17 protein-coding genes and 1 pseudogene are annotated in these 25,358 nt (G+C 41.7%); 7 read left to right on the forward strand and 11 right to left on the reverse strand.

The genetic code is table 11. The features are described 5' to 3' along the window. Positions 1–27 precede the first annotated feature (27 nt). Together GNE10_RS11300 and GNE10_RS11305 are read right to left on the reverse strand one after the other, a co-directional pair. Positions 28–336: pseudogene (locus tag GNE10_RS11300) on the reverse strand (transposase); the annotation flags it as partial. Between the two features lie 134 nt (positions 337–470). Then, a complete protein-coding gene (locus GNE10_RS11305) occupies positions 471–1,070 on the reverse strand; it encodes a Uma2 family endonuclease (RefSeq protein WP_185565262.1) in 600 nt (199 codons plus the stop codon). Between the two features lie 377 nt (positions 1,071–1,447). Between GNE10_RS11305 and GNE10_RS11310 the strand changes: the two genes are divergently transcribed. Further along, positions 1,448–2,176 (forward strand): hypothetical protein, encoded by a 729-nt coding sequence (locus GNE10_RS11310; RefSeq protein WP_185565263.1) that lies wholly within the window; start codon positions 1,448–1,450, stop codon positions 2,174–2,176. 143 nt (positions 2,177–2,319) lie between these two features. On the opposite strand, the gene tumE is transcribed toward GNE10_RS11310, so the two are convergent. Then, positions 2,320–2,703, reverse strand: coding sequence for a toxin TumE (gene tumE, locus GNE10_RS11315; protein ID WP_185565264.1), 384 nt, complete (start codon positions 2,701–2,703; stop codon positions 2,320–2,322). Beyond that, positions 2,693–2,923, reverse strand: a complete 231-nt coding sequence (gene tumA, locus GNE10_RS11320) for an antitoxin TumA (protein ID WP_185565265.1) — start codon at positions 2,921–2,923, stop codon at positions 2,693–2,695. Before tumA ends, tumE begins: the two co-directional genes overlap by 11 nt. Before the next feature lie 479 nt (positions 2,924–3,402). On the opposite strand from tumA, the gene GNE10_RS11325 reads away from it, so the two are divergent. The 4 genes from GNE10_RS11325 (at position 3,403) to GNE10_RS11340 (ending at position 9,351) form a co-directional block, all read left to right on the forward strand. Next, positions 3,403–3,684: a hypothetical protein gene (locus tag GNE10_RS11325; protein ID WP_185565266.1), complete on the forward strand. Its 282-nt coding sequence runs from the start codon at positions 3,403–3,405 to the stop codon at positions 3,682–3,684. 79 nt (positions 3,685–3,763) lie between these two features. Beyond that, positions 3,764–8,017, forward strand: coding sequence for a strawberry notch family protein (locus GNE10_RS11330; protein ID WP_185565267.1), 4,254 nt, complete (start codon positions 3,764–3,766; stop codon positions 8,015–8,017). Positions 8,018–8,134: 117 nt separating this feature from the next. Continuing rightward, positions 8,135–8,527, forward strand: a complete 393-nt coding sequence (locus GNE10_RS11335; RefSeq protein ID WP_185565268.1) for a hypothetical protein — start codon at positions 8,135–8,137, stop codon at positions 8,525–8,527. Positions 8,528–8,592: 65 nt separating this feature from the next. Next, positions 8,593–9,351 carry a hypothetical protein gene (locus GNE10_RS11340; RefSeq protein WP_185565269.1) on the forward strand — a complete coding sequence of 253 codons (759 nt, stop codon included), beginning with the start codon at positions 8,593–8,595 and terminating at the stop codon, positions 9,349–9,351. A 267-nt stretch (positions 9,352–9,618) separates the two neighbouring features. On the opposite strand, the gene GNE10_RS11345 is transcribed toward GNE10_RS11340, so the two are convergent. Together GNE10_RS11345 and GNE10_RS11350 are read right to left on the reverse strand one after the other, a co-directional pair. Then, positions 9,619–10,296 (reverse strand): tetratricopeptide repeat protein, encoded by a 678-nt coding sequence (locus GNE10_RS11345; RefSeq protein ID WP_185565270.1) that lies wholly within the window; start codon positions 10,294–10,296, stop codon positions 9,619–9,621. Between the two features lie 75 nt (positions 10,297–10,371). After that, positions 10,372–15,114 carry a hypothetical protein gene (locus GNE10_RS11350; protein WP_185565271.1) on the reverse strand — a complete coding sequence of 1,581 codons (4,743 nt, stop codon included), beginning with the start codon at positions 15,112–15,114 and terminating at the stop codon, positions 10,372–10,374. 33 nt (positions 15,115–15,147) lie between these two features. Here GNE10_RS11350 and GNE10_RS11355 point away from each other — a divergent pair, with 33 nt between their 5' ends. Continuing rightward, entirely contained in the window at positions 15,148–15,681 is a 534-nt protein-coding gene (locus GNE10_RS11355) for a hypothetical protein (protein WP_185565272.1), read from the forward strand. Between the two features lie 158 nt (positions 15,682–15,839). On the opposite strand, the gene GNE10_RS11360 is transcribed toward GNE10_RS11355, so the two are convergent. The 5 genes from GNE10_RS11360 to GNE10_RS11380 all read right to left on the reverse strand — a co-directional run bounded on the left by GNE10_RS11360 (position 15,840) and on the right by GNE10_RS11380 (position 21,810). Then, positions 15,840–17,675 carry a hypothetical protein gene (locus GNE10_RS11360; RefSeq protein WP_185565273.1) on the reverse strand — a complete coding sequence of 612 codons (1,836 nt, stop codon included), beginning with the start codon at positions 17,673–17,675 and terminating at the stop codon, positions 15,840–15,842. A gap of 773 nt (positions 17,676–18,448) precedes the next feature. Next, positions 18,449–18,922: a hypothetical protein gene (locus GNE10_RS11365; protein WP_185565274.1), complete on the reverse strand. Its 474-nt coding sequence runs from the start codon at positions 18,920–18,922 to the stop codon at positions 18,449–18,451. Between the two features lie 480 nt (positions 18,923–19,402). Then, the gene (locus tag GNE10_RS11370; protein WP_185565275.1) at positions 19,403–20,209 is read right to left on the reverse strand and encodes a hypothetical protein; all 807 of its coding nucleotides are present in this window, start codon (positions 20,207–20,209) and stop codon (positions 19,403–19,405) included. 62 nt (positions 20,210–20,271) lie between these two features. Next, positions 20,272–20,763: a hypothetical protein gene (locus tag GNE10_RS11375; RefSeq protein ID WP_185565276.1), complete on the reverse strand. Its 492-nt coding sequence runs from the start codon at positions 20,761–20,763 to the stop codon at positions 20,272–20,274. Further along, positions 20,764–21,810: a ParM/StbA family protein gene (locus GNE10_RS11380; RefSeq protein ID WP_242062362.1), complete on the reverse strand. Its 1,047-nt coding sequence runs from the start codon at positions 21,808–21,810 to the stop codon at positions 20,764–20,766. A gap of 599 nt (positions 21,811–22,409) precedes the next feature. On the opposite strand from GNE10_RS11380, the gene mobF reads away from it, so the two are divergent. After that, positions 22,410–25,334, forward strand: a complete 2,925-nt coding sequence (mobF, locus tag GNE10_RS11385; RefSeq protein ID WP_185565278.1) for a MobF family relaxase — start codon at positions 22,410–22,412, stop codon at positions 25,332–25,334. Positions 25,335–25,358 lie beyond the last annotated feature (24 nt).

Below are 25,358 nucleotides of genomic sequence, written 5' to 3' on the forward strand. Positions count from 1 at the left end.
ATCTGACTCGCCCAATTTTGCAAAACTTCAATATACCTCATTTCTATTTTTCCTCTGCCTAGAGTGACAAAAGAGGGTTAATCCGCACAAAACGTTAACGCAAAAATTAACGGGGCTTCGGTGTCTTGAATGTTCAATCTGAGAAATGTTTTTGAGTTGGTCGTTAATAGTCTCAATAATTGAGCGTTTACGGGACAAAAGCTTGTCATGAAGACGCATCAGCCTATTCTTCATATTGCGACGGGGTTTAGCAAAAAATTGGATTCCGAACTGTTCCAAAAGCTGAGAAGCGAGTTTTTCAGAAACATAGCCGCGATCGCCAAATATTTTGCCAATCTAAACTAAACATAGGGCAGGTTGCTGGATTTGTTGTTATTTTCAGCTTACTACCTGTCCTTTTCCTTATCCCGAACTCAGGTTACCTAGATTATCAGCTGTACGCTACCACGCACGTAAGTTTTCTATCACTCTTAAAAATTAATTCGACGATAAATTTCAGTTAGCGGAACTTCTACTTTTAAACTGTGTAGGAAGATAGATCGCTCAAGACCAGAATGAACTTGCCATAGCCAGCGATCGTTGCTGTTACGCTCCTGGTTATAATACTGCTCGATGTAGGGTTCTGTTTGGCTCACTAGCAAATATTCACAAAAGCTCTCCAATGAGCGATATTTTCTAAACTTGTCACCCCGATCGTAGGCTTCTGTTGAGGGCGAAAGAACTTCCACTATTACTAAAGGATTAACAATTTCATCATTACGTTCGCCATTAAATTCTGGAGAGCCATTCACAACCATCAAATCAGTATAAGTCCCACACTGATATTCCTCAATCCAAACGCGCAAATCACTGTTATACAAACGAAAATCAGTATCTCTAAGCAAAAAACCCAAATAAATTAGTAAGTTGCTGGCGATCGCACTATGGGCTTCTGAACCACCCGACATAGTAATAATCTCTCCATTACGGTATTCATGACGTTCTGGGCTGGTTTGTTCAATTGCCCGATACTCGTCTAATGTCAGGCGAGTTCTTACTATATCTGAGGAGCTAGTTTCAGCAAAGACCACAATTAGACCTCTTAAATAATTAGCCCTAACACTATTATCTGTAACTGAGAAAGAATTGGCAAAACTCGTAATGCTTTCCCAGTGACTACTGTACCGCTTCGTCTTGCGCTATCAACGATCTGCCGATTACTGACGGATTTTCAATAGCTCCCTCAACCGTCCCCTTAAGAGCCTTTCGAGCCAGCTTGACATAAGGGAGATCCTTAAAAATAAATCCCCAGCCTTGGTGGTTTTGAGTGGGCTCCCGTCGGTTATTCGTTTTAATACTGGAGTTTGGATTTATTTCGGGTTTGTGCCTAACCAGCAAAACCTAGAATTTAAACCTCAACTATAGTACATTAATACTATAAAACATATTGCTGATTAGAGCTAAATACATGAGGCAAGTAGTTAGACAAATTAAAGAGCGTAGCAAAATCGAAATTGAATTAAATAATATCAAATATCAGCTTTGGAGATTGGACGACTACGAATATGCAAAGCTTAGAAAGAATAGCATTCCAATCAAAGAAGATTACATACTCTATAAGCAACTTTATTCACCATACCGTAGGGACAAGGATAAGCTCAGTTTAGGAAAATCATTTGTTATCTTAACGTGGTTACTTGGAGAAAGTAGTGATTATTATGATGATTGGAAAGGCTCGTTCTATTTCCCGTTATTACTCGTAATTAAAAAAGAAAGAGACGATTTATTTTATTTGCTGAAAATTTACGACCATCGTGGTTCGCTTGATTTTGGTTTATACAAAATTTCGGAGAATGAACTGAATGATCACAAAAATGATATATTACATGAGCCGTTTTCTGAATTCTCTCGGCAGGAAATAAATTCTTTTTGGAGTTATTTTTATGGTTATATGCTTGGACTCTCTCAGAGCATGAAACTGTTTATCTCCCCTTTACCATTCATCAAAAGAGTTGATTCTAATCATATTATTTATGGTTTTAAAGACCGTGATTTTTTTGAGGAACAGTATAACTCAGAATCAGAATATCATGCAGCAATTCAAAGTTATAAATCATCAATTGATGTTAGTACTTGGAATTCACAAAAGATGAATCTTATGTTGCAAGATATTACTAGCAAAGCAATTGAAAATTAGGAAGAAGTTTGTATTGTTCTGCTATCTGTTGAAGTCGCTTCAAGTTAAAACACACCCAAAGTGCTTTTAGCTAATCGTTCTATAAGCATTTTAATTGCCTATACTTTGGTGCGTTATAACCAGCAGAACTCTCTAATTATTCGTTACATCAATAACTCTGTTGCTTCTTTTAATACTTGAGTAATTTCAGGCTTCTGGGAGCCAATCACATCATCTGGTAAGTGCTTGTGATGCGGAAAAGTAGAAAGATTGGGAAAATGAGGTGTACTATCATAACGAAAAACTAGACAACTTCGTTCATCTTGAAAGTGGTAACGATAATCGAGAATTTCCAACTGATTACTTGTGATTACTATAGCTTCGTTTATTTCTAATAAGTGTGTCTGATTGAAGCGTAATCTAATTCTTAAATTAGCCCGTTGTGATGTTAAAATTTCTTCTTCATAACGTTCCACATAAACATTTTTACATTGAACAATTGCTTGTTCTACTTGATTGAGGTAATCAGATAGAATCTTAGGCAGCATAGTTCAATCTTTGTTCTATTTCTTGACGCAAAGCAAGGTAATGACGGTAATCATTTGCCCATTCTATAAATAAGACATCATCTGACAATATTCCCTGATTGTAGCGGTAAAAAAAATCTTCTGAGTCCATTTTTTGCTGGTTCTCATATACACTGAGTCGCTTGGCAACAGCAAGCAGAGCATCTAACGATGATGTATATTGAATAGTCTGTTTACGCATTGACTCTTAATTCCAAAATAATAATGTTCTGGTTATAAGTATAGGCGAGATTATCGTAGACATCGCTCCCTTGTCCTGTTCATCGCTAAGCGGCCTTTGCAAAAATAAATTGAACTTTACTAAGTCTAGTAAAGTTTTGATGCCGAAGGCGGGCTGCGCCTACGGATAGCCCAGCGTAAAGCCTTCTCTACGAGAGGCTTTCCCAACGGCATGGCTTCTCTACGAGACGCTACGCGTAGCTTGCTTAAGAGTAGGGGTACGCTTAGAGCGAGTCTTTTCCCAAGGGGAGACGCTACGCGAACGAGCGTCGGAAACCTCCGCTCAAACTTTCCGCTAAGCGATCGCTCAAGTTGTCGTTTTAAAAATTAAAATAATGCAAGCAGCGCACTGTGCTTTATTCGTAGCCCTCCAGTACGCTCCAGACGATCCCCAGTTTGCAGTTGCCACAGAGCATTTGCAAAGGGCAATCGCTTTGTCTGATGAATATTACAAAACTCGCTACAGCATCTTCACAGAAAACTTCGCCTCAAAGAGTCAAAAGAGGAATTCGCTCACAATGCAACCAACTGGCTTTTGATACTTATTCGCACATGATTGAGTTAGCCCAGTTGGTAAATGAGTATGCCAATCTTCAGACATCTCGTCATATCCCCGAACCGAAGGAGTGGCGAGAATTCCTCAACAATCTCGAATGTGCTTTTGAGTGGCTTGAACGTGAACATCCCACCCAAATCAATTCTAAACAGCTAACTCTACTTTAACTGTTGTAGCAAAGTGCGACTCTTCATGTGCAGCATCGGCTACGCCAAATTTTTGTGAAATTTATATCCATATATAGTCATGGTCAGCCAAATCGCTACACAGGGTTGTCTTTTTGACATACAAACAGTCTTGGACTATGGGCAATCAATATTAAATGTTGCCCAAGCACTTGTTCAATCATTAGTGGAAAACCGACCTCTAACCTCAAAAACGCTTCAATCGCAGATGAATCGCCACTTCCACGGCACTGCGGCTGAAGGCAAGTGGTTGTGGAAGGATGCCTATGAAGCTGTGGAAGTTGCACTAATTCTCTACCTCCGCCGTCAAAGAATACCACAAAACCCCTTAGAACAACTGCAACTGCTCGAATCCTTTTGCCCCACACACACCCGCCGGAGTGAGGAGCAATTGCAACTCCAGCAATTCTCGACTCCGCTACCGTTGGCGTACTTGGTGGCAATGGCTGGACAAGTGACTAGCAACGATTTAGTGCTTGAACCAAGTGCTGGGACTGGAATTCTGGCTCAGTTTGCTTTCCTCCAGGGGGCGAGTCTGATGCTTAACGAACTGGCTCAAGATAGAACCAAAATTCTGCGTCGGCTGTTCCCTGGCGTTCCTTTGTTCTCTGTTAACGCCGAACAAATCAACGACTATCTTGCTGGCAAGACTCAGCCCTCGGTTGTGCTGATGAATCCGCCATTCTCGGCATCTCCCAAAATCAACACTCGCAACCCTGATGCCACACCCCGGCATATAAACTCTGCACTACAAAGGTTATGCGATGGTGGACGGCTGGTAACAATTACTGCAAATTGGTTCTCTCCTAATAATCCCACTTGGCGAGAAACTTTTGTGAAGTGCCAAGAAAAAGCGCGAGTTCTGCTGTCTGTTGGAGTCAGTGGCAGAGCATATAGCAAGCATGGGACGACAATAGAAACCCGAATTACCGTCATTGATAAAGTCCCGGCTGATAACAAAGGCGACATCCCCTGTATTAGAGAAACCTTGGACTTGCCCGAACTGCTGGCGTTGATTGAACAGTTACCTCTGCGATTACCGTGGAATGCTACTACTGCTAAAGCTGCTGTCGTTGCAGCGAAGGTTGTTAAACTGCCTCTTCGTACTACAGTGGCTCAACCAGAACCCTCCGAAGAAATTCCCGATGTGGTTGTTCTGGAATACGAAGTTGTCGAGTGGACTGCCACCGATGGGTTGAAAGATAGCCTCTATGAAACCTATCGCCCACAACGCATTAGAATCAAGGACGCTCTACCCCATCCCTCATTACTTTGTGAAAGTGCGGCTTTAGCATTAGTATCGCCCCCGGCTCCCACGTACAAACCACATCTTACACAAAATATTGTCTCACAAGGCTTGTTGTCAGAGGCACAGCTTGAGAGCGTGATTTACGCAGGTCAAGCGCACTCGGAATTTCTGTCTGGGTCATACCTTATTGATGACTCATGGGATAACGTAACAGTCGCAGCACAGGGCGAAGAAAATGCTGTAAAATTTCGTCGTGGCTGGTTTTTGGGCGATGGTACTGGTGCTGGTAAGGGTAGACAGTGCGCGGGAATCATCCTTGATAACTGGTGTCAGGGCAGACGAAAAGCTATTTGGGTATCAAAAAGTGCTGCCCTTATTGAAGATGCCCGTAGAGACTGGTGTGCGCTGGGTGGTGCTGACAAAGACATAATCGACCTCTCGAACATCAAGCTGGGTGAGCCAATTGGGTTCACTCAAGGGATTCTGTTCTGCACCTACTCAACCCTGCGATCGCAAAAGGGCGGAAAATCCAGGCTCAAGCAAATCGTTGAGTGGGCTGTTAAGGACTTTCAAGGAGTAATTGCTTTTGACGAGTGCCACAGTATGGGAAATGCGATGGCGCAAGAAGGAACGCTAGGTATGGTTGCAGCATCGCAGCAAGGCATTGTGGGACTGAGACTGCAAAATGCACTTCCCTTGGCACGGGTTATCTACGTGTCAGCCACCGGAGCAACTAAAGTCTCAAACTTATCTTATGCAAATCGCTTGGGACTTTGGCAAACTGGGGACTTCCCGTTTACCTCTCGTGAAGATTTCGTTGAATCTATCTCTGTTGGTGGCATTGCTGCAATGGAGGTTGTGGCTAGGGATTTGAAAGCATTAGGTCTGTATCTGGCGCGGAGTCTCTCATTCGAGGGCGTTGAGTATGAGACGTTAGAAATCGAACTCACTCCTACTCAGGAACGGATTTATGACAATTATGCTGATGCCTTTCAAATTATTCACAATAACCTTTATAAAGCACTAGAAGCCTGTAACATTACTGGTGCGAAAACATATAAGCGAGCAGCTAAAATGTCTGCCATGTCTCAGTTTGAATCGCATAAGCAACGGTTCTTTAACCATTTGCTCACAGGCATGAAGTGTCCCATGCTAATCAAAGCGATTGAGCAAGATTTAACTGCGGGTAATGCTGTTGTGATTCAAATTGTATCGACTAACGAGGAGTTACTTAAACGCCGACTAAATGAAGTTCCCGCAACTGAATGGAAGGATCTCAATCTCGATCTGACTCCACGGGAATATGTAATGGATTACCTGTTAAGTGCGTTTCCTGTACATCTGCATTCCATTCACTCATCCTCGGAAGGTGAGGAGCGATCCGAACCCGCTTTTGATGCCGATGGTTCCCCAATTGTATCGACTGAAGCTGTGGCTTTGAGAGATGCCTTAGTCGATAAGTTAGCCAGCCTTGACCCTATACCCGGTGCTTTAGAGCAACTACTGTGGCATTTCGGACATAAACATGTGGCTGAAGTGACTGGACGCAGTAAACGGGTGTTGAAGGATGATTCCGGACGCTTATTCGTGGATTCACGAGGTAGTGGTGCGAATATTGCGGAAACTAACGCATTCATGGCGGGTGAGAAGCAAATTCTCATCTTCTCTGATGCTGGTGGGACTGGTCGCAGTTACCATGCTGACCTTAACGCACAGAATCGGCGGCGGCGATCGCACTATTTACTCGAAGCTGGTTGGAGGGCAGATAACGCTATTCAAGGGCTTGGGCGATCGCATCGTACAAACCAAGCATCAGCACCAGTGTTTAGACCTGTGACTACTAATGTTAGAGGTGAACGCCGCTTTATCTCTACTATTGCTAGACGGCTGGACAGTTTGGGTGCATTGACTCGTGGGCAGCGCCAAACTGGGGGCAATGGAATATTCGACACTAAGGATAATCTTGAATCCCAGTACGCAGAGTATGCTTTGTATGAGTTGTTTAAGCAGATATTCCAAGGTCGATTCTCTCAAGTGCCTTTAGGGAAATTTGAGGAAATGACTGGACTATCGCTAACTTCTCACGAAGGCGGGATGAAGATAGACCTTCCACCCTTGCGACAGTTCCTCAATCGACTGCTGGCTTTGAGAATTGGGATGCAGAACGTGATTTTCGAGCGTTTTGAGTTGTTGCTTTCTCAGCAAATTGAAACGGCGATCGCAAATGGTATCTACGAGATGGGTGTAGAGACACTCCGCGCTGAACGGTTCACTGTAGAAAGTTGCGAATCAGTTTATACCCATCCTCAAACTGGTAGCGTGACCAATTACCTGAAAATTGAGCGAGTTCAACGGAACAACATCAGAACTGCTGACCAAATGCTGGAATTTGCTGGCAAGTACCAGGGGCGGCTGATGGTGAATAAGAAATCTGGTCATGCTGCTGTATCTATTCCAACTCATAGCATATTCGATGAGCAAGGTGGAGTAATACCGCGAGTTTTGTTGGTGCGATCGCAAAAAGAAACTCGTGTACCTGTTCAAAGTTTTGAATCATCCACCTGGAAGCAAGTTCCTACTGAAGTGTTCATCGCGGCTTGGTCGAAGGAAGTGGACGCGCTACCCAGATTCACTACCGATTACCTGCATTTGGTAACAGGTATTTTGTTACCAATTTGGAAGATACTCCCACAACACAGCAGCCGGGTCTTCCGATTGCAAACCAGCGATGGCGAGAAAGTGCTTGGTCGGGTGGTGAATGCTAATGATATCCAAACCGTGCGCGAACAACTCGGACTAAGAAATCAGCTACTTTCTCCAGCAGAACTTGTGAAGCTGGTGCTGGACGAGAAGTATTCACAGCAGTTACCTGGAGGGATCGCGCTGCGGCGGTCTTTCATTGCTGGTGAACCACGAATTGAATTGGTTGATGCTTTATCTTTAGCCGATCAACTTGTGGCTGCGGGTTGTTTCACCGAAATTATTAGCTGGCGTAAGCGGGTATTTGTGCCAACGGGCGATCGGGCTGCGGCTGTTCTGGCGGCGGTGATTGGGATTTTGGGTTAATCTATCGAGCCACTCTATTCAGTAGAGTGGCTTATTTCTTTCAAGCTTAAAAAAATCAGCTATTGAAAAATTGCTTCGCAAAGCATGAGCGAAAATTAGTTTACTGGAAACATCCTCGTGTTTAACCAAGTTATTTCAGCAACTCTCATCATTTCTTTCTTATTGCCTCAAATAATACAAGCTGCTATTAATCAAGATACTTTAAAAGGAGGTGCATTAGGAATCGCACAATGCCAACATATTCGAGGTAGAAAAACTAAAGTTATTTGGAGAGTTATTATTAACGATCCAAATATACCAATCAATGCCACACACTTCCGTTTCCAAATGTCTGATGGCTCGGCAAGAGATATCTACAATGCGGTTGCTCCTACAGTTGATTATCAAACAACAGAAGTCTTTGATGAACTTCCAAATCAAGTTGCAATTTCAGGTGAAGCTTATAGTATTCGCCTATCAGGTACTCACCGATATTCTTTAAGAAAACCTCTAACTGTGCAATGCGACTAAAATAAATTATAGGGGTAACTTTATCTATCCCTATGAATTATTCACGGATTAATAAAAAAATGGCAATGTCAAGTAATGACATAACAACTGGACATATCCGCATTGGTTCATCAAGTTTGATTGATTTTGCTTTTTGGATTCTTTTACAAGACGGACTTCATGCACCTCCATTTGATAAACATAGTGGTGGCAATCGAATTCTGCAACATCAAGGAGTGAATGCACCATTATGGTATGACTGGCTCTCACTCATACTTATTCGCCATGATAATCGCCTCGAATGGCATGTACCAAATATTCATGAAGCTACTGAAGAAAATGTAAAATCATTTCAAAATGTTTTAGAGCTTAATAATCAAATACATAATGTTATCTGTAATGAAGAATGGCTCAGCGAACAGCAACAATACTATTTAGAGCAACTAACGCAACAAGAAAAAAGCTATCAAGAAGCACTCTTCGATTATTCAGGTCTAGATATCAATTTAATTAAAAAAAGCATTCCTCCTCAATTGTGGAGAGGAAACAAGGCAATTCAGGAAATCCTAACTCGGCTCTGGAATGAATATGACACCTTAAAATATTCAAATCAGTTTCTTAATGATATTTTACTAAAACCATCACTAGGGCAGGTACAATTAAATCCTCCAACTAATAACTACAGAGAAATTTATCTGGTAGACTATCCCTATGAAGTAGAAATATTTGTTCAACCTATATTCTGTATTGTGAGCGTTCCGAATCTTCCGATAAATCAAAGTCAATTAGAATCAAGAGTTTTCCAGATAATCCAAACTTCAGAAGTTCCAACAGGCAATTATTAATAGTTCCAACAAGAAGGTAACTCTTAACAAGGAGGAACGACCTTTTTAGAATTTGCTTCTAAGTAAAATCTGGGGGTCTGAGTCCCCCACTGATTTTTATGGCACATATAAATCAGTGGCACGCACCATCTGTAGGTCTTATGCCTACAGTTAATACAACACTTGTTGCAAGCTACTTTTAAATAGCTTATTTTTTTCTAGCTGCCATTTTATTTTCAATGTCAAATAAATCTTTATGAACTTCGTAATCTCGAAAAAGTTCCATAATTAAGCTTCTTGTAAACATACAGTAAATCGCATTACCTTGTGCTTCATACATAGAAAAAGCCTTAAATAAATCTTCTTTAGCTCCCTCTTTATTTCCCGAAATCTTACTGTTCCTCTTCCACAATAGGCTTCTGGACAATCAGGATTCAATAATATTGCTTTCTCTAACTCTGCTAATGATTCTTCTAAATTCCCAGATATAAAATGAATGTTGGCTAGATTAATATAAGGTTCTACACGGTTAGGAGCAAATTCAATTATTTTTCTATAATCTGCTATCGCTGCCTCAAGATCGCCAATATAATTCTTGTATATATCCGCCCGATTTAGATAAGCTTCTAACAGATTGGGATTGAGTGAAATTGCCCGCTCATAATCTTCAATAACTTTCGGAAACTCAGATTTATGGCAGATTTTCAGACGTGACAAACCTCGATTATTATATGCTTCGGCAAGATTCGGGTTCAACGCGAGCGCACTATCAAACATTTGGATTGCGCCTTCGTATTTGCCAATCCCAAACTGAACTAACCCTATGACATTATGAACTTCTGCAAAGTTGGGGTTAAGCGTTAATGCTTTTTCAAAACATTCAGTAACAGCTTTTAAATCTTTCACTTTCAGATATTCTAAACCTTGCTCATAGAAAGCCTGTGCCTGCTCTAAATTCACTTCCATAGATTCATATTTTTCGATATTTATTATGAAAATTTTATCATGTTTACTGGTAGAAACTGCCAGTAATCTCCTTACTTACCTTTGCAATCCTACTGTTTGTTTTTTGCTTTCTAAAACCTCGTCAAGCTTGGAATTAGCATTCTCGAAATCCCGCAACACCTCTGGCGTTAAATTATTAACTTGCACCTGCCCAGATTGCACACGCAGAATTACATCGCCTTTTGAGTGCGCTATCGCCAAGTCTTTCTGCTCTTCGTTCAACACTAAATCATACATTTTCCCGAAGACACGGGTAGTACCATTTTCTTCACGCTGACCCAAGTTTGATGCTATTTTTTGAGAAATTTGGGCAACTCGGCAGAGTGTATCTTGTTCCATTGCGCCCAGGGCTTTGGGTGATAGCTGTCCCGTAGCTTTGAACTCATTGGCAATTTCGACAATGCGTTGCTTGTATGCTTCTGGCTTACTTAAATTATCAGCCGCAATGTACCACGAGCGCAGATGGTCGATGGTTACGGTTTGAGATTCTTGACTAGGTACGGCAAAGTTTTGCTGCTGCGACTGTGGCGTTTGGGCTGATGCCTGAACCTGTAGTGTACTAACGACTGGCTGTGGTAGTTTCAAATGTTTTGGGCGGTCAGGGAGCGATCGCACTTTCTCTTTGTACTCTGATTCAGACTCAATCACGTTCCCAAACTTAAGGGTCATAGCCTCAAAAACAGGTTTGGGGATGGACGAGTTTGCTATGTTGAAAACGGCTAGTCCCTTCTTGGTTTCCAGTGGCACATCTTCCCTTGGTAGTTGGGAAATCGCAATGTTTTTGTCAGTGAGCCACTTAGTTACAGTGTCTATTTTATGATTATCCACAACCAACTGAGTCAATCCCAACATTTTATCTTCTGGCGTAGCGAACAACATGGTGGGACGTTCTTTGATTTGGTACAAAATCGCCGTAGTTTTTTCGATTGCTGAGAGTTGTTCAGAGTTGACTTTGTGTTGACCAAATGCTTCGTTTTCTTTCATCCAGTTTTCAGGATACTCAACTGTAGCGGGGTCGATTTTCACAACCATTGTTGTTGAGATATTACTTTGCAATGTGACTGGTACTGGAGTCAGCTTCCCAAAATTAAGAACTCCCAATTCTTTGAGAGCTTCTTTATCCTTTTTAAAATGTAATATGCCAAGCGGTTCCCCGTTCAAAAACACTGCATCTCTGGTTTTCAATGGCGGCACTTCTAAGGTGACTTTTCTATATTCAGTGTCACGAAAATTTTGACCTTTATAATCATAGGAGTTAATTTTATCAATCTTCAGTAGATTCCCATTGGGAGACTCAGCAATCAAGAACCCATAATTTTTACTATCGGAAACAGTTGTTAGTTTTAAATTGAGGGGATTGCCATCTTTGAGATAGTTAAATGCTTCAAGTTGTTTGACAGAATCACCATCTAATTCTCCTAACACTTGACCATCCAACTTAATTTTTACTGTTTCATTTGGTACTGGTACTGTGCCAATTTCTAACATCACCTTTTGAGAGTGGAAAACCTTGTCGGCATGAGCAAATTTCTTAATTTCTCTGATAGTAAAATCAAGGGGGTCATGACCTGTCAGAGAAATTGTGGCGGAGGCTGTGTAAGTTTCCCCTGGTAACACATTAGCGATGGCCTTTGTACCGATGGGTAATTGTCCGGTTCTCGGCTCTAGTGGTGCAAATTCTTTATATTCACCATCCTTATCTTGCACAAACACTAATCTCGAAGCGTGGCGTTCATGTCCTGGAGGGTGGTGAGAAGCTCGAATAACAATAGGGTATTTCTCATCCGGATTCCAAGTTTTATCCTTGAATTGGTTACCCTCATTCCCCAGAGTCCCCACTCTTAGCTCGTTAAATTGCATCCGTGAAAGTCGGGATATGATTTCATCACCAAACGCTGCGAACACAAAGTTGGGAGTCTTTTTCTGGATAGAGCTTTTATCTGACTGTTTATCTTCTAGTTCATCCTGCCTCGCCGCCCCAACATTCCATGCCGCCGCTGCTGCTCTCAATCGCTCATGTTCTGGTATGCTGTCTCGATACGCCTGTGCCATCGCATAAGCTTGCTGGAACATCAACTTGGTTTGTCCTCGGCTGAGTTCGGGCTTGAATTCCACTAACGAAGCGTTGTTTGCCTGAGTTCCTGACTTGAGGTTGTATTCTGACACCGACTGAGGGCTAACTGTACCTAACTTACGGTATTGGGGCTGACCATCATCCCCAACTTCATTATTTATTTGGGCGAGTGCCAATAATTTCGATGAGCGATTGTCCGCCTCTAGTTTCAAATTAATGTTCCGTGCTTTCCAGATTAGGGGATGATCGTAATAGGTTAAGTTTGTGATTTCTAATTTTGAGCCTTGCGGTGTTTGGATGATGGCACTGGGGCCACGCTCTGTTGAGCGCCGTCGCTCCATTGCCACGGCAGCGTTGTACAAGCGGTCAAATTCGTATTTAGCGGCGATCGCACTGAATCTCTGTTGCGGGGTGAATTCAATGCCATTGAACAGTCCACTGAACTGAACTATGGGGCGTGATTCCAGTTGGGATTTATTGAAATAGTTATTAGTTTGGTTAATTAATAATTCTACTGGAGAATAGCCCTCAGTTTTTATCTCGGCATTTAAATAAGCTGTGGGAGATTTTTTATCTTTAATATAATTAACCTCTCGATATAAATAGCGACTATTTTCTCTAATCAAACCCATTTCTGGCTTTTTAGAACTTTTGAATAAATCCACTGCAATTTGGTTGTGGTAACAAGCCTCCTCAATCATTCTTCTGTACATCAAGCGATTCTTATCCATTGCTTGGGAGACAATTTCCGGGGTTCTATTAGGATTTTGAGCCAATGCTACAAAATCTTTTATGTAAAGCTTATATTCTTCTCTAATTGGTGATGGGTTAATAAAGGAATTCTCAGCTTCTAATAATTTTTGATAATGATGTGATACTTTGTCTACATATTCGGATTTCTGATCGGGTGTTCCATAAAGCTTTAGAATTTCGATTTCCGATTCTAATGCCTCTAATGCGGTCACTTGATTATTAATCACGCCCACACTTATGCTATCGCTCATGTGGATGGCAATTTCTTCAAATGGTGGCTGTTCCCCGTCAATATAAAATGATTGTTTCTTTTCTTTAACAGTAGGGGCATAGGCATTTTCCGGCTGATTCCGGTACTCAGCTTCTGCTGTCAAGTTGGGGTATAAGCTTGCGCGTTCTACGCCGATACAGTCGCCATCGTAATCTCGTGCTTGCCGTTCTGATTCTGTTTCGGCTGGGTCTACTTCCGAGGTGTCTATTCCTTGTGCTTCTTGCTCAGCAATTCGTAGGCGTATTCGCTTGTGGTCTTCATCGTTGACTACGATAATACCTTTTAAAGGCTCGCCATCTGGCCCTAGACGGTCATCAACAAGTTTATTAGTTGAAACACACAAACCATTAGAGTTGAGAAATGGTGAGCGAAAGTTAAGAACCTTTTCTCCCTCATCCATCCAAGAAACACAAATTTCACCATTCTTCAGTTCCTTCGAGGGAATAATCATTCCTCTGTCGAAAGTCAGAGTCCTTCCTAGCGCAATATCTCGCCACTCGCCCTGAACAAACTTAGCAAGTTCTTTCCTAACCTTCTCCGTTTCTAAAAGTTGATGATGTCCACCTACTAAATCAGCTTTGATGAGTTTGTACATTAATAAATCATCTTTTTGAGATTTATCATCCAAGTCATCGCTTGCTTCAAATTGTTCTTCAGCTTTGTTCCATGTAAGAAGTTCTAACCGTCTAATAAGTGAGCCATCAGTAATTTGTTCTGTGATTTGCGTTTTTAAAGATGCTTTTTCTTCTTCTGTGAAAGCCTTACGTTTCTCGTATTTCTCACAGAAAAGTTGAGCTACTTTCCTGGGGTCGCTTTGCGATTCTGCCAGCTTTTGAGCCTGCACCTCCAGTTCCTCCGCAAAGTCTTTAATGCCCTGGGGAAATGATGCTAATAGTTGTGATATTGCTGTCTTCCCACGCTCTGACTGTGATTTCTCTCCTAGCCAAATTTTCTGCCTGTAAAGTCCTGGTTGAATTTGGGGCTTGCTTGCCCCTTCTGGGCGATCCTTGTCTGTGCCTTTGAAGCTGGAGAGGGGCAGAATTAGGTCAATCTTTGGGTGATTAGTGTCAGCGTATCTTATTTTTTCTAAGTTGTAAGGTCTTAGTGTCCCTTTGCCAAAGCGATATTTAGTATCTTGCCCATCATTCTCTGTCCAACCAAAGCGATGCTGAATAACACGGTAATCTTGTTGTTCCTCCTTTTTAGTTAACTTGTTATAAAGTTGGGTTGATATCTGTCCATAACAATCACCAACTAATTTATAAGCATCTTGTTTATCTATTAACCCTCCGTTCTCTCCATTAGAATCATCCACAATTAAAATATTTAATTCTTCGTTAATTGCATTTTTACAAGCACCTAAAAAAATTGAACCGTAAGCACCCCGGTCTTTTCTATCAGGACATAACTTGTCGATTAATTCTAAAGATTCTGGCGAACCATACAATAATCTGGTTTTAGAAGATAATAAAAGAGTATGCCCTTCTGGATGATTTTTTAAATCGGATGAGGTACTATATTCATCTAAATGCCCAAAAGAAAATTCTTTACCAGGAAAGTAAAATTCTAAGAGAGTATTATCTAAATTTTCAGTTAAAATTGACTGAGAGTTATTATTATCTCCATCGGTATGAATCCACTGGTTTAGCCGAGTATCAAAATGCTTAAATTCTAGCGGCATAGTTTTTTTTAGACATTTTTTTAGGAGTTTAGTATGTCAAGAATTAAACGTTGGATAAACATGAATCGTAAAGAATTTAATCCAGATGGAACTTTAAAACCAGAAGCCAGAGAACAGATGCTATCTAGAGGTATGAATAATGCAGCAATTGATAGTTATGCTCGCAGATGTAAAGCAGAATACGACGAATGGAAACGCCTGGATGAAACACAACCAGAAAAATGGATAGAGTATACAGCTTATGATTTCTTTTCTTCCCAAGAAAAGAAACAGTTCAACCCTGACGGTACTCTCAAAGCCGAATATATCCAATCTGCTCTCAAGCAGGGAATTAGCGAGGGATGGCTTTCAGAAATGGAACGCCGGAAAAAGCTGGAAGTTGACAGCTACAATAGAATGTCTTCAAAACACGCCGAGCAGGGCATTAACTATGGCGCTTGGCTAATGCGATCCCACTCCTCTGCCAGCCGCACATATTTAGAACGCCGCGAACAAATGGAACAAGACTTGCGGAACTTTGAAGAACCAAGCTCACTGCCATTTGATAAAGATACACCTTGGTTTTGAGCGAATGGCACGCAAGAATCGGGAAAATCGCTCAGCAGGGGGCTTCAGGAGCAAAAAAGCAGGGGATAAAGAAGAGCGATTAGGCATACGAACCGAAGAAATAGAAATTCCCTCCTGCACCCCCCGGCCAAAAACACAATTCACAAGACAACATGGGACTAACTGATAAAAGTTGTAGAAGCCTCAGCCAAGAGCGTACTTGCACTGACATTATCCAACTGAGCTAACACTTGACGATCGACACTATTAAGAATAGAAGTTTGAGTTCCTGTTTGCTGTATCAACAATTGGCCAAACCCAAGACCACTTGAGAGGGCAATCTTATCTTTACCTAATTCAAAGTCAACAATAGAGTCACTACCCTCACCCAAAGCCAATACAAAAGTATCGATACCGTAACCCCCTGTGAGTACATCGTTGCCTTTGCCACCATTAAGCCAGTCGTTGCCTGCACGCCCGTAGAGAAAGTCATTGCCGATACCACCAACTAGGGTATAGTTGTCATTATTACCCCAAAGAAAGTCATTACCACTATCGCCGTAGAGTACATCCTCACCATTCCCTCCCCAGAGAGTATCTTGTCCGCTGCCTCCCCAAAGTTGGTCATTTCCTTGATTACCTGCGATCGCATCTTGTCCTCCTTGCCCATAAATCTTGTTAACTGGGGCATTGCCTTTTAAATATTCAGAACCTTCAGTGCCTTTCCTCACTTGAATGGAGGAAGTGGGAGTTTTTATGCTTGGAACTTCATAAGCACCAATATCAATCACCCCGATGCCATTACCATTGCCATCGTCAGGAATATTCCCAGTTTTGCTATTGAAAATATTGTCACCAGCATCAATTGCAACACTTTCAGGGTTGAGTGCAAAATTACCAGCCGCAGCATTCACAAATTGCGGGTCTTTACCCACAATGAAATCAGTTCCTGTTTTGTTGTATTTATCAGTGTTGTAAATCAAATTATGGTCAGCTTTGATATTTTTAGCTGAGCCTCCTACTATGTATGAATAGGCTCCTGACCTTGCATACATAATGTTATTTACAACGTTCACATTTGCCGATGCACCACTAATTAAAATCTCACCAACTCCAGCCAAATCGGGATGAAGGGAATTTTGGTAAGTCGTATTATTGATGACATCGGCATTAGAACTATTAAACACCTGGATACCAGCGCCACCATTGTTGTAAGAAGTGTTATTGGCAATTAAGATTTTCCCTTTGTAAGCAGCGTTATCCAAGCCCAGACTACTAGCGGCATCGATCATAATGCCATGTCCTTCAGTGGCTTTTCCTGTACTACTTTCCCACCAAGGAATGTAAGTATAATTGTTGTAACTTACATTATCCCGAATGATTATTTTGTAATCAGTAGTGTTGTCGTCTAAATTGCGATTACGCAGAGTCGAAATCGCATTTGCTCCCCAAGGGCTATACCAGCAAGTTTCAGAAACAATATTCTTCTCAATAGTGATATAGTCAGCTTCTTTACTTGCAATTCCACCACTGGGAAATTTAGAAATAGTATTGCCGCGAATCGTAATGTGGTGAGAACTTTGGTTTTTTTGATCCGGTTGAATATAAATTCCGGCTCCATTTGTTAATGGATTATTGAGATTATCTTTTTGGCTTTGTGCATACTTTAATGTAATTTTGTCGTTGGCACCGACGACTGTCAGACCCTCGATGACGATGTAGGACGAACCTACTATGTTTATAGCTTGGAAATTGCTTGATTTGATTACAGGATTGTGACCTCCTAGTGCTGCGAATGTGATTGGTGCGCTTGCAGTGCCATGTTTTTGATTTATACCCAAGACGGGACTCACAGCAGATCTAGTCTGCTCGTATGTACCATTCATAACGTATACTGTGTCGCCTGCTTGGACTAAATTCGCGGCTTTTTGCAGAGTACGAAACGCGCTTCCTTCTTTCAAGCCATCATTGCTATCGTTACCTGTTCCAGAAACGTAGTATGTTTTGCCAGTCATAAATTAAGTCCGAATGTGTTTAATGAATGCAGATGGAAATTTCAAATCTGAAGCGAAAAAACAAATGTCTACTTAGTCACTTAATAGACATCTCTATAAATGAGGTATCGACCCTGACTGTACAAGGCTTTTATATTCTTTTTCGGAGATGTCTAATCGATTGTCTGCCCGATATATGCAAGAAACAATGGCTGCCAACAGAACATATATGCAATGTCGTCAGCAGATAGAAGTAAACTTGCTCTCACTTTGAGGATGGAGACACGTTACTCTTTGACCACTGCCTATTAAAGTAGGTAAGGCTATGTATGAATGTTGTAGCTCTGTTTTTTATGCCTAAAATAAAGTAATTCTATCCCTTTATTAGAGGACTGGAATGTTCCAAGCTTTAACTGCAAACATTGTTTTTCGCTTCTTACCTAATCCCAAATCTCCTTTACTAATCCTTTACTAATGATGTTTTTTGCTCTGAGACGAAGTGTGTTTTAATACTTGTCTTTCTCTAGCTAGTTCCGACAAAGAATTACAAATAGGGAACAGGGAGCAGGGAACTCTTAACAGTGTCAACTCCCTTCGGGAGAGGGAACAGGGAACGGGCAACGGGCAACAGGAAAGTCTGTTAAGAGTTCCCTCTCCCCATCCCTGGGTTTGAGTCCCCCGCCTACAGGCGGCTTTGTCTTGACGGGGGTTTAAATCCCCCGTCACAGACAGTCCCTGTTAAGAGTTCCCTGTTAAGAGTTCCCTGTTCCCTGTTCCCTGTTCCCTGTTCCCCGTTAAAAACATGCATTTGCTGGGTTTAAAGCCCAGTTTAAAAGAAGAGGTTTTTCGAGACACGTAGTGCCTTGAAAACGGTGTCCTTGTTTCAATCCCACGTTTTTAAGCATGGTTTCCTGTTCCCTGTTGCCTATTCCCTGTTCCCTTTGAATAGATAGTGATGAATTAACTAGTTGATACATCGCAAAACAACAAGAAATAGCGACCAAGAAAATTAAGGCAGCCTGACCTATTCTTTGCCAATACTTGAAGGTCAATTTATTCTGAATTTCTTGAAAAATAACAGCTTCTACCTTCTCGGTGGTCGTGCGATTTTTCAAATACTGCAAAACTTCTAGGCATTGAGATATGTCTTCACCTTTGTGAATTTTTTGACAAAGCAATACTTCTAATTGTTCTATCCGCCGTTCTGGAGTAGACAAATTGATCTCGTCCCAATCGTCCCAAAGCTTAATTTCTTGTACTTCGTTCATAACTTAAATCCCTGTTACAAAACATACTTGCGACCTGCGACCTGTGACTTGCGACTTGTTAATTACGTCGTTTAGGCTTGCTCTTGTTACGTTCGTAGTTAGCAAGGATATCTTTTACCTGCCGCGGAAGAATTACACTTTTGTTGTTGAATCGCATTTGATATACCAGATAACAAAAACTTTTAGAACCAGGACAGGATAAGAAAGTTGGCAGATTAATAATCATCACTCCTGTAGCAGTTGCAGAAATCAAAATGGTACAGATGAAAAAGAAAATCCCAGAGCGACCCGAACCAACCCACTGGCCAAACCAGAATAGGTTTGACTTAAATAGTTCAAAGCGTTTTTGGCAAAGTTCTTGACGTTGTGCTTGTGCTTCATTCCAAGCTTGTAGGTTTCGGAGTTTTTGAGAAGCTAGCCGCTTCGCTTTGGCCTCAGAGGCTTTTAGTGCCTGAATCTCAATGGTTTGTCGTTCAAGCTCTAATCGGTAATCAAACCATTGTCCGAGTTCGGTGGCAAACTGTTCAAGGGCAACTGTTGCTGTAACGTTTGCACCTGCGAGGTAAATTGGGGTTGAGGCTTCCCCACAGCACGAGCCTTAATCATGGAAAGTAACTTTCGCCAACTCTGTTGAGAGTTTTCTGAAGCTAGCTCTTGTGCTAAATATTTTAAATACAAACCTGGAGCCATCGCCGCGTGTTGTCCAGCTTTCTCTCGGAGCATTTCCCCAAAAAGTTGCTCGCCTCCATCTTGTATCAGTCGTTGTGTTTCTTCAAGGGTTAACTGAATATCTACTGCATCCAATTCACCTGCTTCCAAGTTTGCTGTCATCTCAATTTCTGTTTTTTCCTGACTAGCTTTCGTTAATGCTGCCAGAAAACGTTCGCATTCAGAGGAAGTATATTCGTCTTGCTCTTTTAGTCCGCAATCGGCGAAAATGTTTAGAGCTTTAGTCAGCGTAATTTTAAAGCCTTCAGTGCGGGCAAGACTTAGTAATTCAGTTATATCTAATGTTTTAGCCGCTTTTTTTCGAGACTTTCTCCCCTCATTCTTGATTTGTGCTAGGGGATTATCTTCTAGCTTTTGTTGAAAAAATGTTGTAGCCTGCTCATAATCACAGACTTCTCCATCTTTAAACAACTGACGAACAATATCAAATCGAGTCTCAATATCTTCATCTGAGTATTCTTGTATGTCATGAGCAAGTCCACACGCTGTCAATGTTGCTAAGACATCCTCTGCTGACAGAGAATACATATTTTGTAAGGCCTCTTTGGTATAAGGCATACTTCATCTCCTTCTAACTAAATATTGCTCCCCTGCCCTCTGCCCAAATAAAGCAAGACACCTCACATTGCTCCCCCGAACATTGTTTCAACCATGTTGTCCTGGGAATCGGGCAAAATATTTACGACTACTTTTGGTTTTTCTGATTCAATCAAACTCTCACCAGCCACCGTCACTCTACTTACACCCTCGTTAGATATCACCTGTTGCACCATTGGTTTGGCAGGAATAATTGTCGGGCAGCCAACAGAAAAATCTTCTAGAACAAATGCTTCAGACAGATACGCTATGTGTAACTTCAACTTGTAAATAGCATTTCTGGCAGACTGCTTTAGTTCCCATTCTGGGTAACTGCCATCTGCTCTTAAAGCAAAAGGTAACCAGTATCCAGACAAGGCAGCTAACACCTTTTCCCTCTCGCTGATGTCGTTACTGTGTTTAATGTATTTTATAAGGGCAACGCTCAACGGCTCTTTGTTCATCGAGATTCGACATCGATAATCGATTCTTTGAATTTTTTCACTCATAACCTCGCCCCTTGTGGGTGGCTGCATTTAGTAACTTCCGACTTCCGACTTGTGACTTGCGACTTCCGAATTGTTTTGTCTTATCCCCTTAGCACATAGAAAGAAAAACAATCCATAAACATCTGTCAAGCGATAATTGAGAGACTTAGATGCGGCTTGGGGAAAACTATTCATCAGTTGTGTTTCTAAAATTTCACACCAGTTGAGATTAGAGAATGAAAATAAGTTGTTTAGCTGAGATTGAAAGTAATGAGCAGTACCTCCACTAATAATCACTTCATCAACATCACGAGGAACTTGCAACTTTAGCCAGTTAGACAGCATCATCCAATACTCCTGCCTGCTATTGATAACAGCCTTACGAATTTTTGAAACTTCATGCTCTCTATACACTGGATCTAACTCGGAAGCTAATTCTTCTAATGCTTTACCAGATGAGCTTTTCCCAGCTTTACAAATAACACCAGTCAAACGATCTAAGTCCAACCCCGATGTCTGACGTTTCACTGATTCAACCATTTTCGAGAAACCCAAAGGCTCTGTTTTTCCCTTGCTCATCTCTCCACGTTCAATCAATAGAATGCTTATATCTCGATAACCCAACATTACAACTGCAAATGACTTTTCTTTTAAATCCGAACCAGGAGCCCGTCCCCTAGTCAAAATTCCCCCACCTTCAGGAAGACACAAAAATAGCTCCAATGAAAATGCTTTTGAACGTCCTTTGAATTTGTATTTAGAAAGGGCCGTCGTTACCAACTCCTGAAATAAAATCCGATCCTGATATTCTCCCCAAGGCAGCAAAATCCCTAAATGAATCGATGAGCCATTTTCTAAATCGTGTTTGTCTGCGATCGCTCCGATCATCGCCAATACCTTGGGTAGGGCTAACTCGAATTTCCGTTTTTGCAGTTGTAAATCAGCATGAAAGCGTTTTCTAGCTAAGAACCCTACTGCCTGACACTTATCTTGATATTCAATCCAAGCACTATTCTCCGGATTTGACGAACCTATCTTTGTAAGCTCATAATTTTCTAAAATTTCTAACGGGACTGTCGCTACCTCTGGCTCCATCAAAATCAATTCTGGCTCAAACCGTTCTAACGTGTAAAATCCCTTCAACAATGAACCACCCGGATCTACAACTAACCTTAGCAGACTCATCACAAGCACCTCACTTTGGCAATTTCAGTATGCCGATTTTCAGTAGCAAAATATCTCAGTGTTAATATTAATTCTATTGCGTTACTCTGATGCTAATTGTAAGACAAAAAAATGCAATTTATCCCAAAATATATAAATTTAATTACCAAAAACATCTGACTTCCTAGAACTTCTTAGAACTTCTGAGAAGCCATTTATGTTATTAATATGATTGCGTCAAGTCCTTTCTAAGTAACATTTATGGCAAAATTATGGTATATTTCTAAAATTGATGACGCACAGTACGCCAAATTTTACAGAAAGTTTTTTGGAGTTATTTGCTATATTAAATGACATGAGAGCTAGGAAATAAAAATTTTGTTTTGGTCAAAGTTTCACCAAAATTTTAGGACTCGTCATCGAACTCAAGTAAGTTTGATGGCGGGGATGAACTTTGACTTGATAAGTTATTGGCGATCGCAGATTGTTCTAAAAATGAAGTTATGTAAAGCCGATAGTAGAGGTGAGCGATGCTGACATCTGCTAACGTCTCCTCACAAATGGCGGTGAACTACTTCATCAAGAACTACTACCATCAGGGGAAGTCTCGCTGGAGCGGTGAAGGCGCTGTTAAGTTGGGATTGTCAGGAGCGGTAGATAATGAACAAGCGTTTAAAAATGTAATTTCAGGGCTTACGCCTGATGGAACAGAACGGTTAAATGCCAGGGTACTCAAACCCCAGGAACGTAGGGCAGCATTAGACTGTACATTTTCTGCACCTAAAAGTGTGAGCTTGATGGCGTTAATTGGTGGAGATTCAAGATTAATTGCCGCACACCACAAAGCTTTAGAGTCAGTCTTAGACTTAATGGAACAACGCTATGCTTGCACAAGAGTCACCGAGGGAGATTCCCGGCAAAGGGCGAACGCTGGTAACTTGGTCGTAGCGCAGTTTGACCATATTGAGAGCCGTTCCCTAGACCCGCATCTGCACACCCACTGCTTGTTGATGAATATGACGCAAACTTTGGATGGAAAGTGGATGAGTTTGGTCAATTCGGAAATATTCGCCAATAAGAAATTCCTGGGGATGGCATACCAAAGCTATTTAGCATCAGAGGTACAGAAGTTAGGGTATGAGGTAGAACAACGCAATCACGGTCAATTTGAGATTAAAGGTTTCAAAGAGCAAGACTTGGTTGAGTTTTCCAAGCGGCGACAGCAAATTATAGCTGCCGTCGGTGTATCTTCATCTTGGTCAGAGCGAGAAAAAGTCTGGGATACAACCAGGCAACGCAAGCAAAAAATTTCAGAGGATGAATTAAAATCATTGTGGCTTGAAGAAGCTGCGGCATTAGGTATCAGTTTTGTAAAACCTAGAGAGCCAAGACCCCAACAGGCTCCTGAAGTAATCTCTCAAAAAAGTCTGCTTGATGCCCTAGACGATGCCATCGGTCACTGTAGTCAGAGAAATGTCGCCTTTAAACAAGAGGATTTGGAAAAGTTCATCTTAGAAGAAAGGTTGGCTTGTGATGTGAGGGCGATTGAGCCATTAATCAAGGAACATCAGGAATTAATTACTCTACCAGGGCTTGAAAGACAATACACTACATGGGCTGCGGTAAACACAGAACTAGCAACGATTGAGTTAATGCAGCTAGGGCTTGGAAAAGTAAACTCAATCTCTCAACAGCAAGTAGTTGAAAACTATTTACAAAAAACTCAGCTTAATCAGGGGCAACGGCAAGCTGTACAACTAGCTGCAACAACACAAGACCAGTTCATTGCATGGCAGGGGGTAGCTGGTGCGGGGAAGACTTTCGCACTTAAGGAATTAAAAGCGATTGCCACAAATTCCGGATACCTAGTCAAAGGTTTTGCCCCCAGTTCAGCCGCCGCCAAGGTGTTGAGTGAAGAATTGCAAATTCAGTCAGAAACTGTTGCTAGACTTTTGGTTTCAGAATCGCCAAGAGAAATTGAACCCGATCAAATCTGGATTGTAGACGAGGCAGGTTTACTTAGTGCTAAGGATGCTTGTGCTCTGCTACAACGGGCTATGCTACAACAAGCTAGGGTGATTTTAGTCGGTGACACTCAGCAGTTGTCAGCAGTAGAAGCAGGCAATCCCTTCAAGTCTCTGCAACAGGCAGGAATTGGAACTGCATACATCAACGAGTCAAACAGACAGAAAGACCCTCAATTGAAATTAGCAATAGATTTGATTGCTGATGGCAGAGTAAAAGCAGGATTTGAACGATTAGAAGCTAACGGTTCCATACTTGAAGTAGACAGTAAATCTAAAGTAGAAGCGATCGCCAATGGCTATATGGCAGCTGACCCAACGCAACGAGCCAAAACCCTTGTTTTAGCTGGAACTAATACGGAAAAATTCTTGATTACCCAAGCTATTAGAGACAAGCTAAAAGATGAGGGAAGTTTGGGAAAAACTGCTCTTGTCACCCAACTGCAAACCAAAAATCTCTCAATTGTACAGATGCGGTTTGCTCATAATTTTGAAATTGGGGATGTAGTCATACCGACACGCGATTATAAACGGCGGGGGCTATCTAAGGGCAAACTATATGAAGTGGTGGGTCAAACTACCGACGGTTTAACCCTTAAAAGTGATGATGGCAAGCATTTAGAGGTCGATACAGCATTTGAAAAAGCCGTATACCAAAGACAGGAGATTGAAATTGCCGTGGGCGAGATCCTGCAATGGAAGAAGAACGATAGAAAATTAGGACGACGTAACGGACAAGAATTTGTTGTCACGGCGATCGCTGTTGATAAAGCTCAGATTCAGTATCTTAATAGCGATCGCACTGAAGAGATCGACTTATCCCTTGCACAAACCTTGGACTATGCACTTGTCAGTACAACATATAGCAGTCAAGGGAAGACTGCGGATCGGGTGCTAATTTCGGCAGATTTTACTATTGGACAGGAGAGTTTTTATGTTGCAGCCAGTCGTGCCAGGCATGAATTAAAGATTTACACCGAAGACAGAGCGCGGTTGGTGGAGTTGGCACAACAGTCGAAAGCCAAAGAAAATGCCTTAGAATTGCTGCTCAAACAAGTTCGCTCCTCAATAGGAAAGCAGCGTCAAGGGGAGCAACAGCAACAGATAACTATAAATATAGATGCTTGTATTGAGGAGCCAGTACTAAAACAACAGACAGTAGTGGAGGTTCCAGTTGTCCAGCCAGTTTTCAAGTTAGTAGCACCTAGTGTCATAACAAGTCTGGAAGCATCAACAGAAGCTTCTGTACTCAGTGAACACGGACAAACAGAGGCTCTTGAAGAAAACCCCATAGAGAAATCCCAGGGCTTGCGACAACCGACAAAGCCCATTCTCCCTGAGTTAAGACAGCCTGCTGCTTCTTCAGCCAAGCCATTGAAGAAGGCAGTCCCAATGAAAAAAATTTCACCGCCAAGCATGAAAATGTGGTAGCGTCCACTTAAGGTTGATACAAAC

This window comes from Nostoc sp. 2RC, from assembly GCF_014222165.1.
Taxonomy (GTDB): Bacteria; Cyanobacteriota; Cyanobacteriia; order Cyanobacteriales; family Nostocaceae; genus Nostoc; species Nostoc linckia.

Excerpts from the sequence above, each read along its gene's own strand:
- GNE10_RS11310 (WP_185565263.1), top strand. The coding sequence starts at position 1,448 with ATGAGGCAAGTAGTTAGACAAATTAAAGAGCGTAGCAAAATCGAAATT.
- tumE (WP_185565264.1), bottom strand. The coding sequence starts at position 2,703 with ATGCTGCCTAAGATTCTATCTGATTACCTCAATCAAGTAGAACAAGCA.
- tumA (WP_185565265.1), bottom strand. The coding sequence starts at position 2,923 with ATGCGTAAACAGACTATTCAATATACATCATCGTTAGATGCTCTGCTT.
- GNE10_RS11325 (WP_185565266.1), top strand. The coding sequence starts at position 3,403 with ATGAATATTACAAAACTCGCTACAGCATCTTCACAGAAAACTTCGCCT.
- GNE10_RS11330 (WP_185565267.1), top strand. The coding sequence starts at position 3,764 with ATGGTCAGCCAAATCGCTACACAGGGTTGTCTTTTTGACATACAAACA.
- GNE10_RS11340 (WP_185565269.1), top strand. The coding sequence starts at position 8,593 with ATGTCAAGTAATGACATAACAACTGGACATATCCGCATTGGTTCATCA.
- GNE10_RS11345 (WP_185565270.1), bottom strand. The coding sequence starts at position 10,296 with ATGGAAGTGAATTTAGAGCAGGCACAGGCTTTCTATGAGCAAGGTTTA.
- GNE10_RS11350 (WP_185565271.1), bottom strand. The coding sequence starts at position 15,114 with ATGCCGCTAGAATTTAAGCATTTTGATACTCGGCTAAACCAGTGGATT.
- GNE10_RS11355 (WP_185565272.1), top strand. The coding sequence starts at position 15,148 with ATGTCAAGAATTAAACGTTGGATAAACATGAATCGTAAAGAATTTAAT.
- GNE10_RS11360 (WP_185565273.1), bottom strand. The coding sequence starts at position 17,675 with ATGACTGGCAAAACATACTACGTTTCTGGAACAGGTAACGATAGCAAT.
- GNE10_RS11365 (WP_185565274.1), bottom strand. The coding sequence starts at position 18,922 with ATGAACGAAGTACAAGAAATTAAGCTTTGGGACGATTGGGACGAGATC.
- GNE10_RS11370 (WP_185565275.1), bottom strand. The coding sequence starts at position 20,209 with ATGCCTTATACCAAAGAGGCCTTACAAAATATGTATTCTCTGTCAGCA.
- GNE10_RS11375 (WP_185565276.1), bottom strand. The coding sequence starts at position 20,763 with ATGCAGCCACCCACAAGGGGCGAGGTTATGAGTGAAAAAATTCAAAGA.
- GNE10_RS11380 (WP_242062362.1), bottom strand. The coding sequence starts at position 21,810 with ATGGAGCCAGAGGTAGCGACAGTCCCGTTAGAAATTTTAGAAAATTAT.
- mobF (WP_185565278.1), top strand. The coding sequence starts at position 22,410 with ATGCTGACATCTGCTAACGTCTCCTCACAAATGGCGGTGAACTACTTC.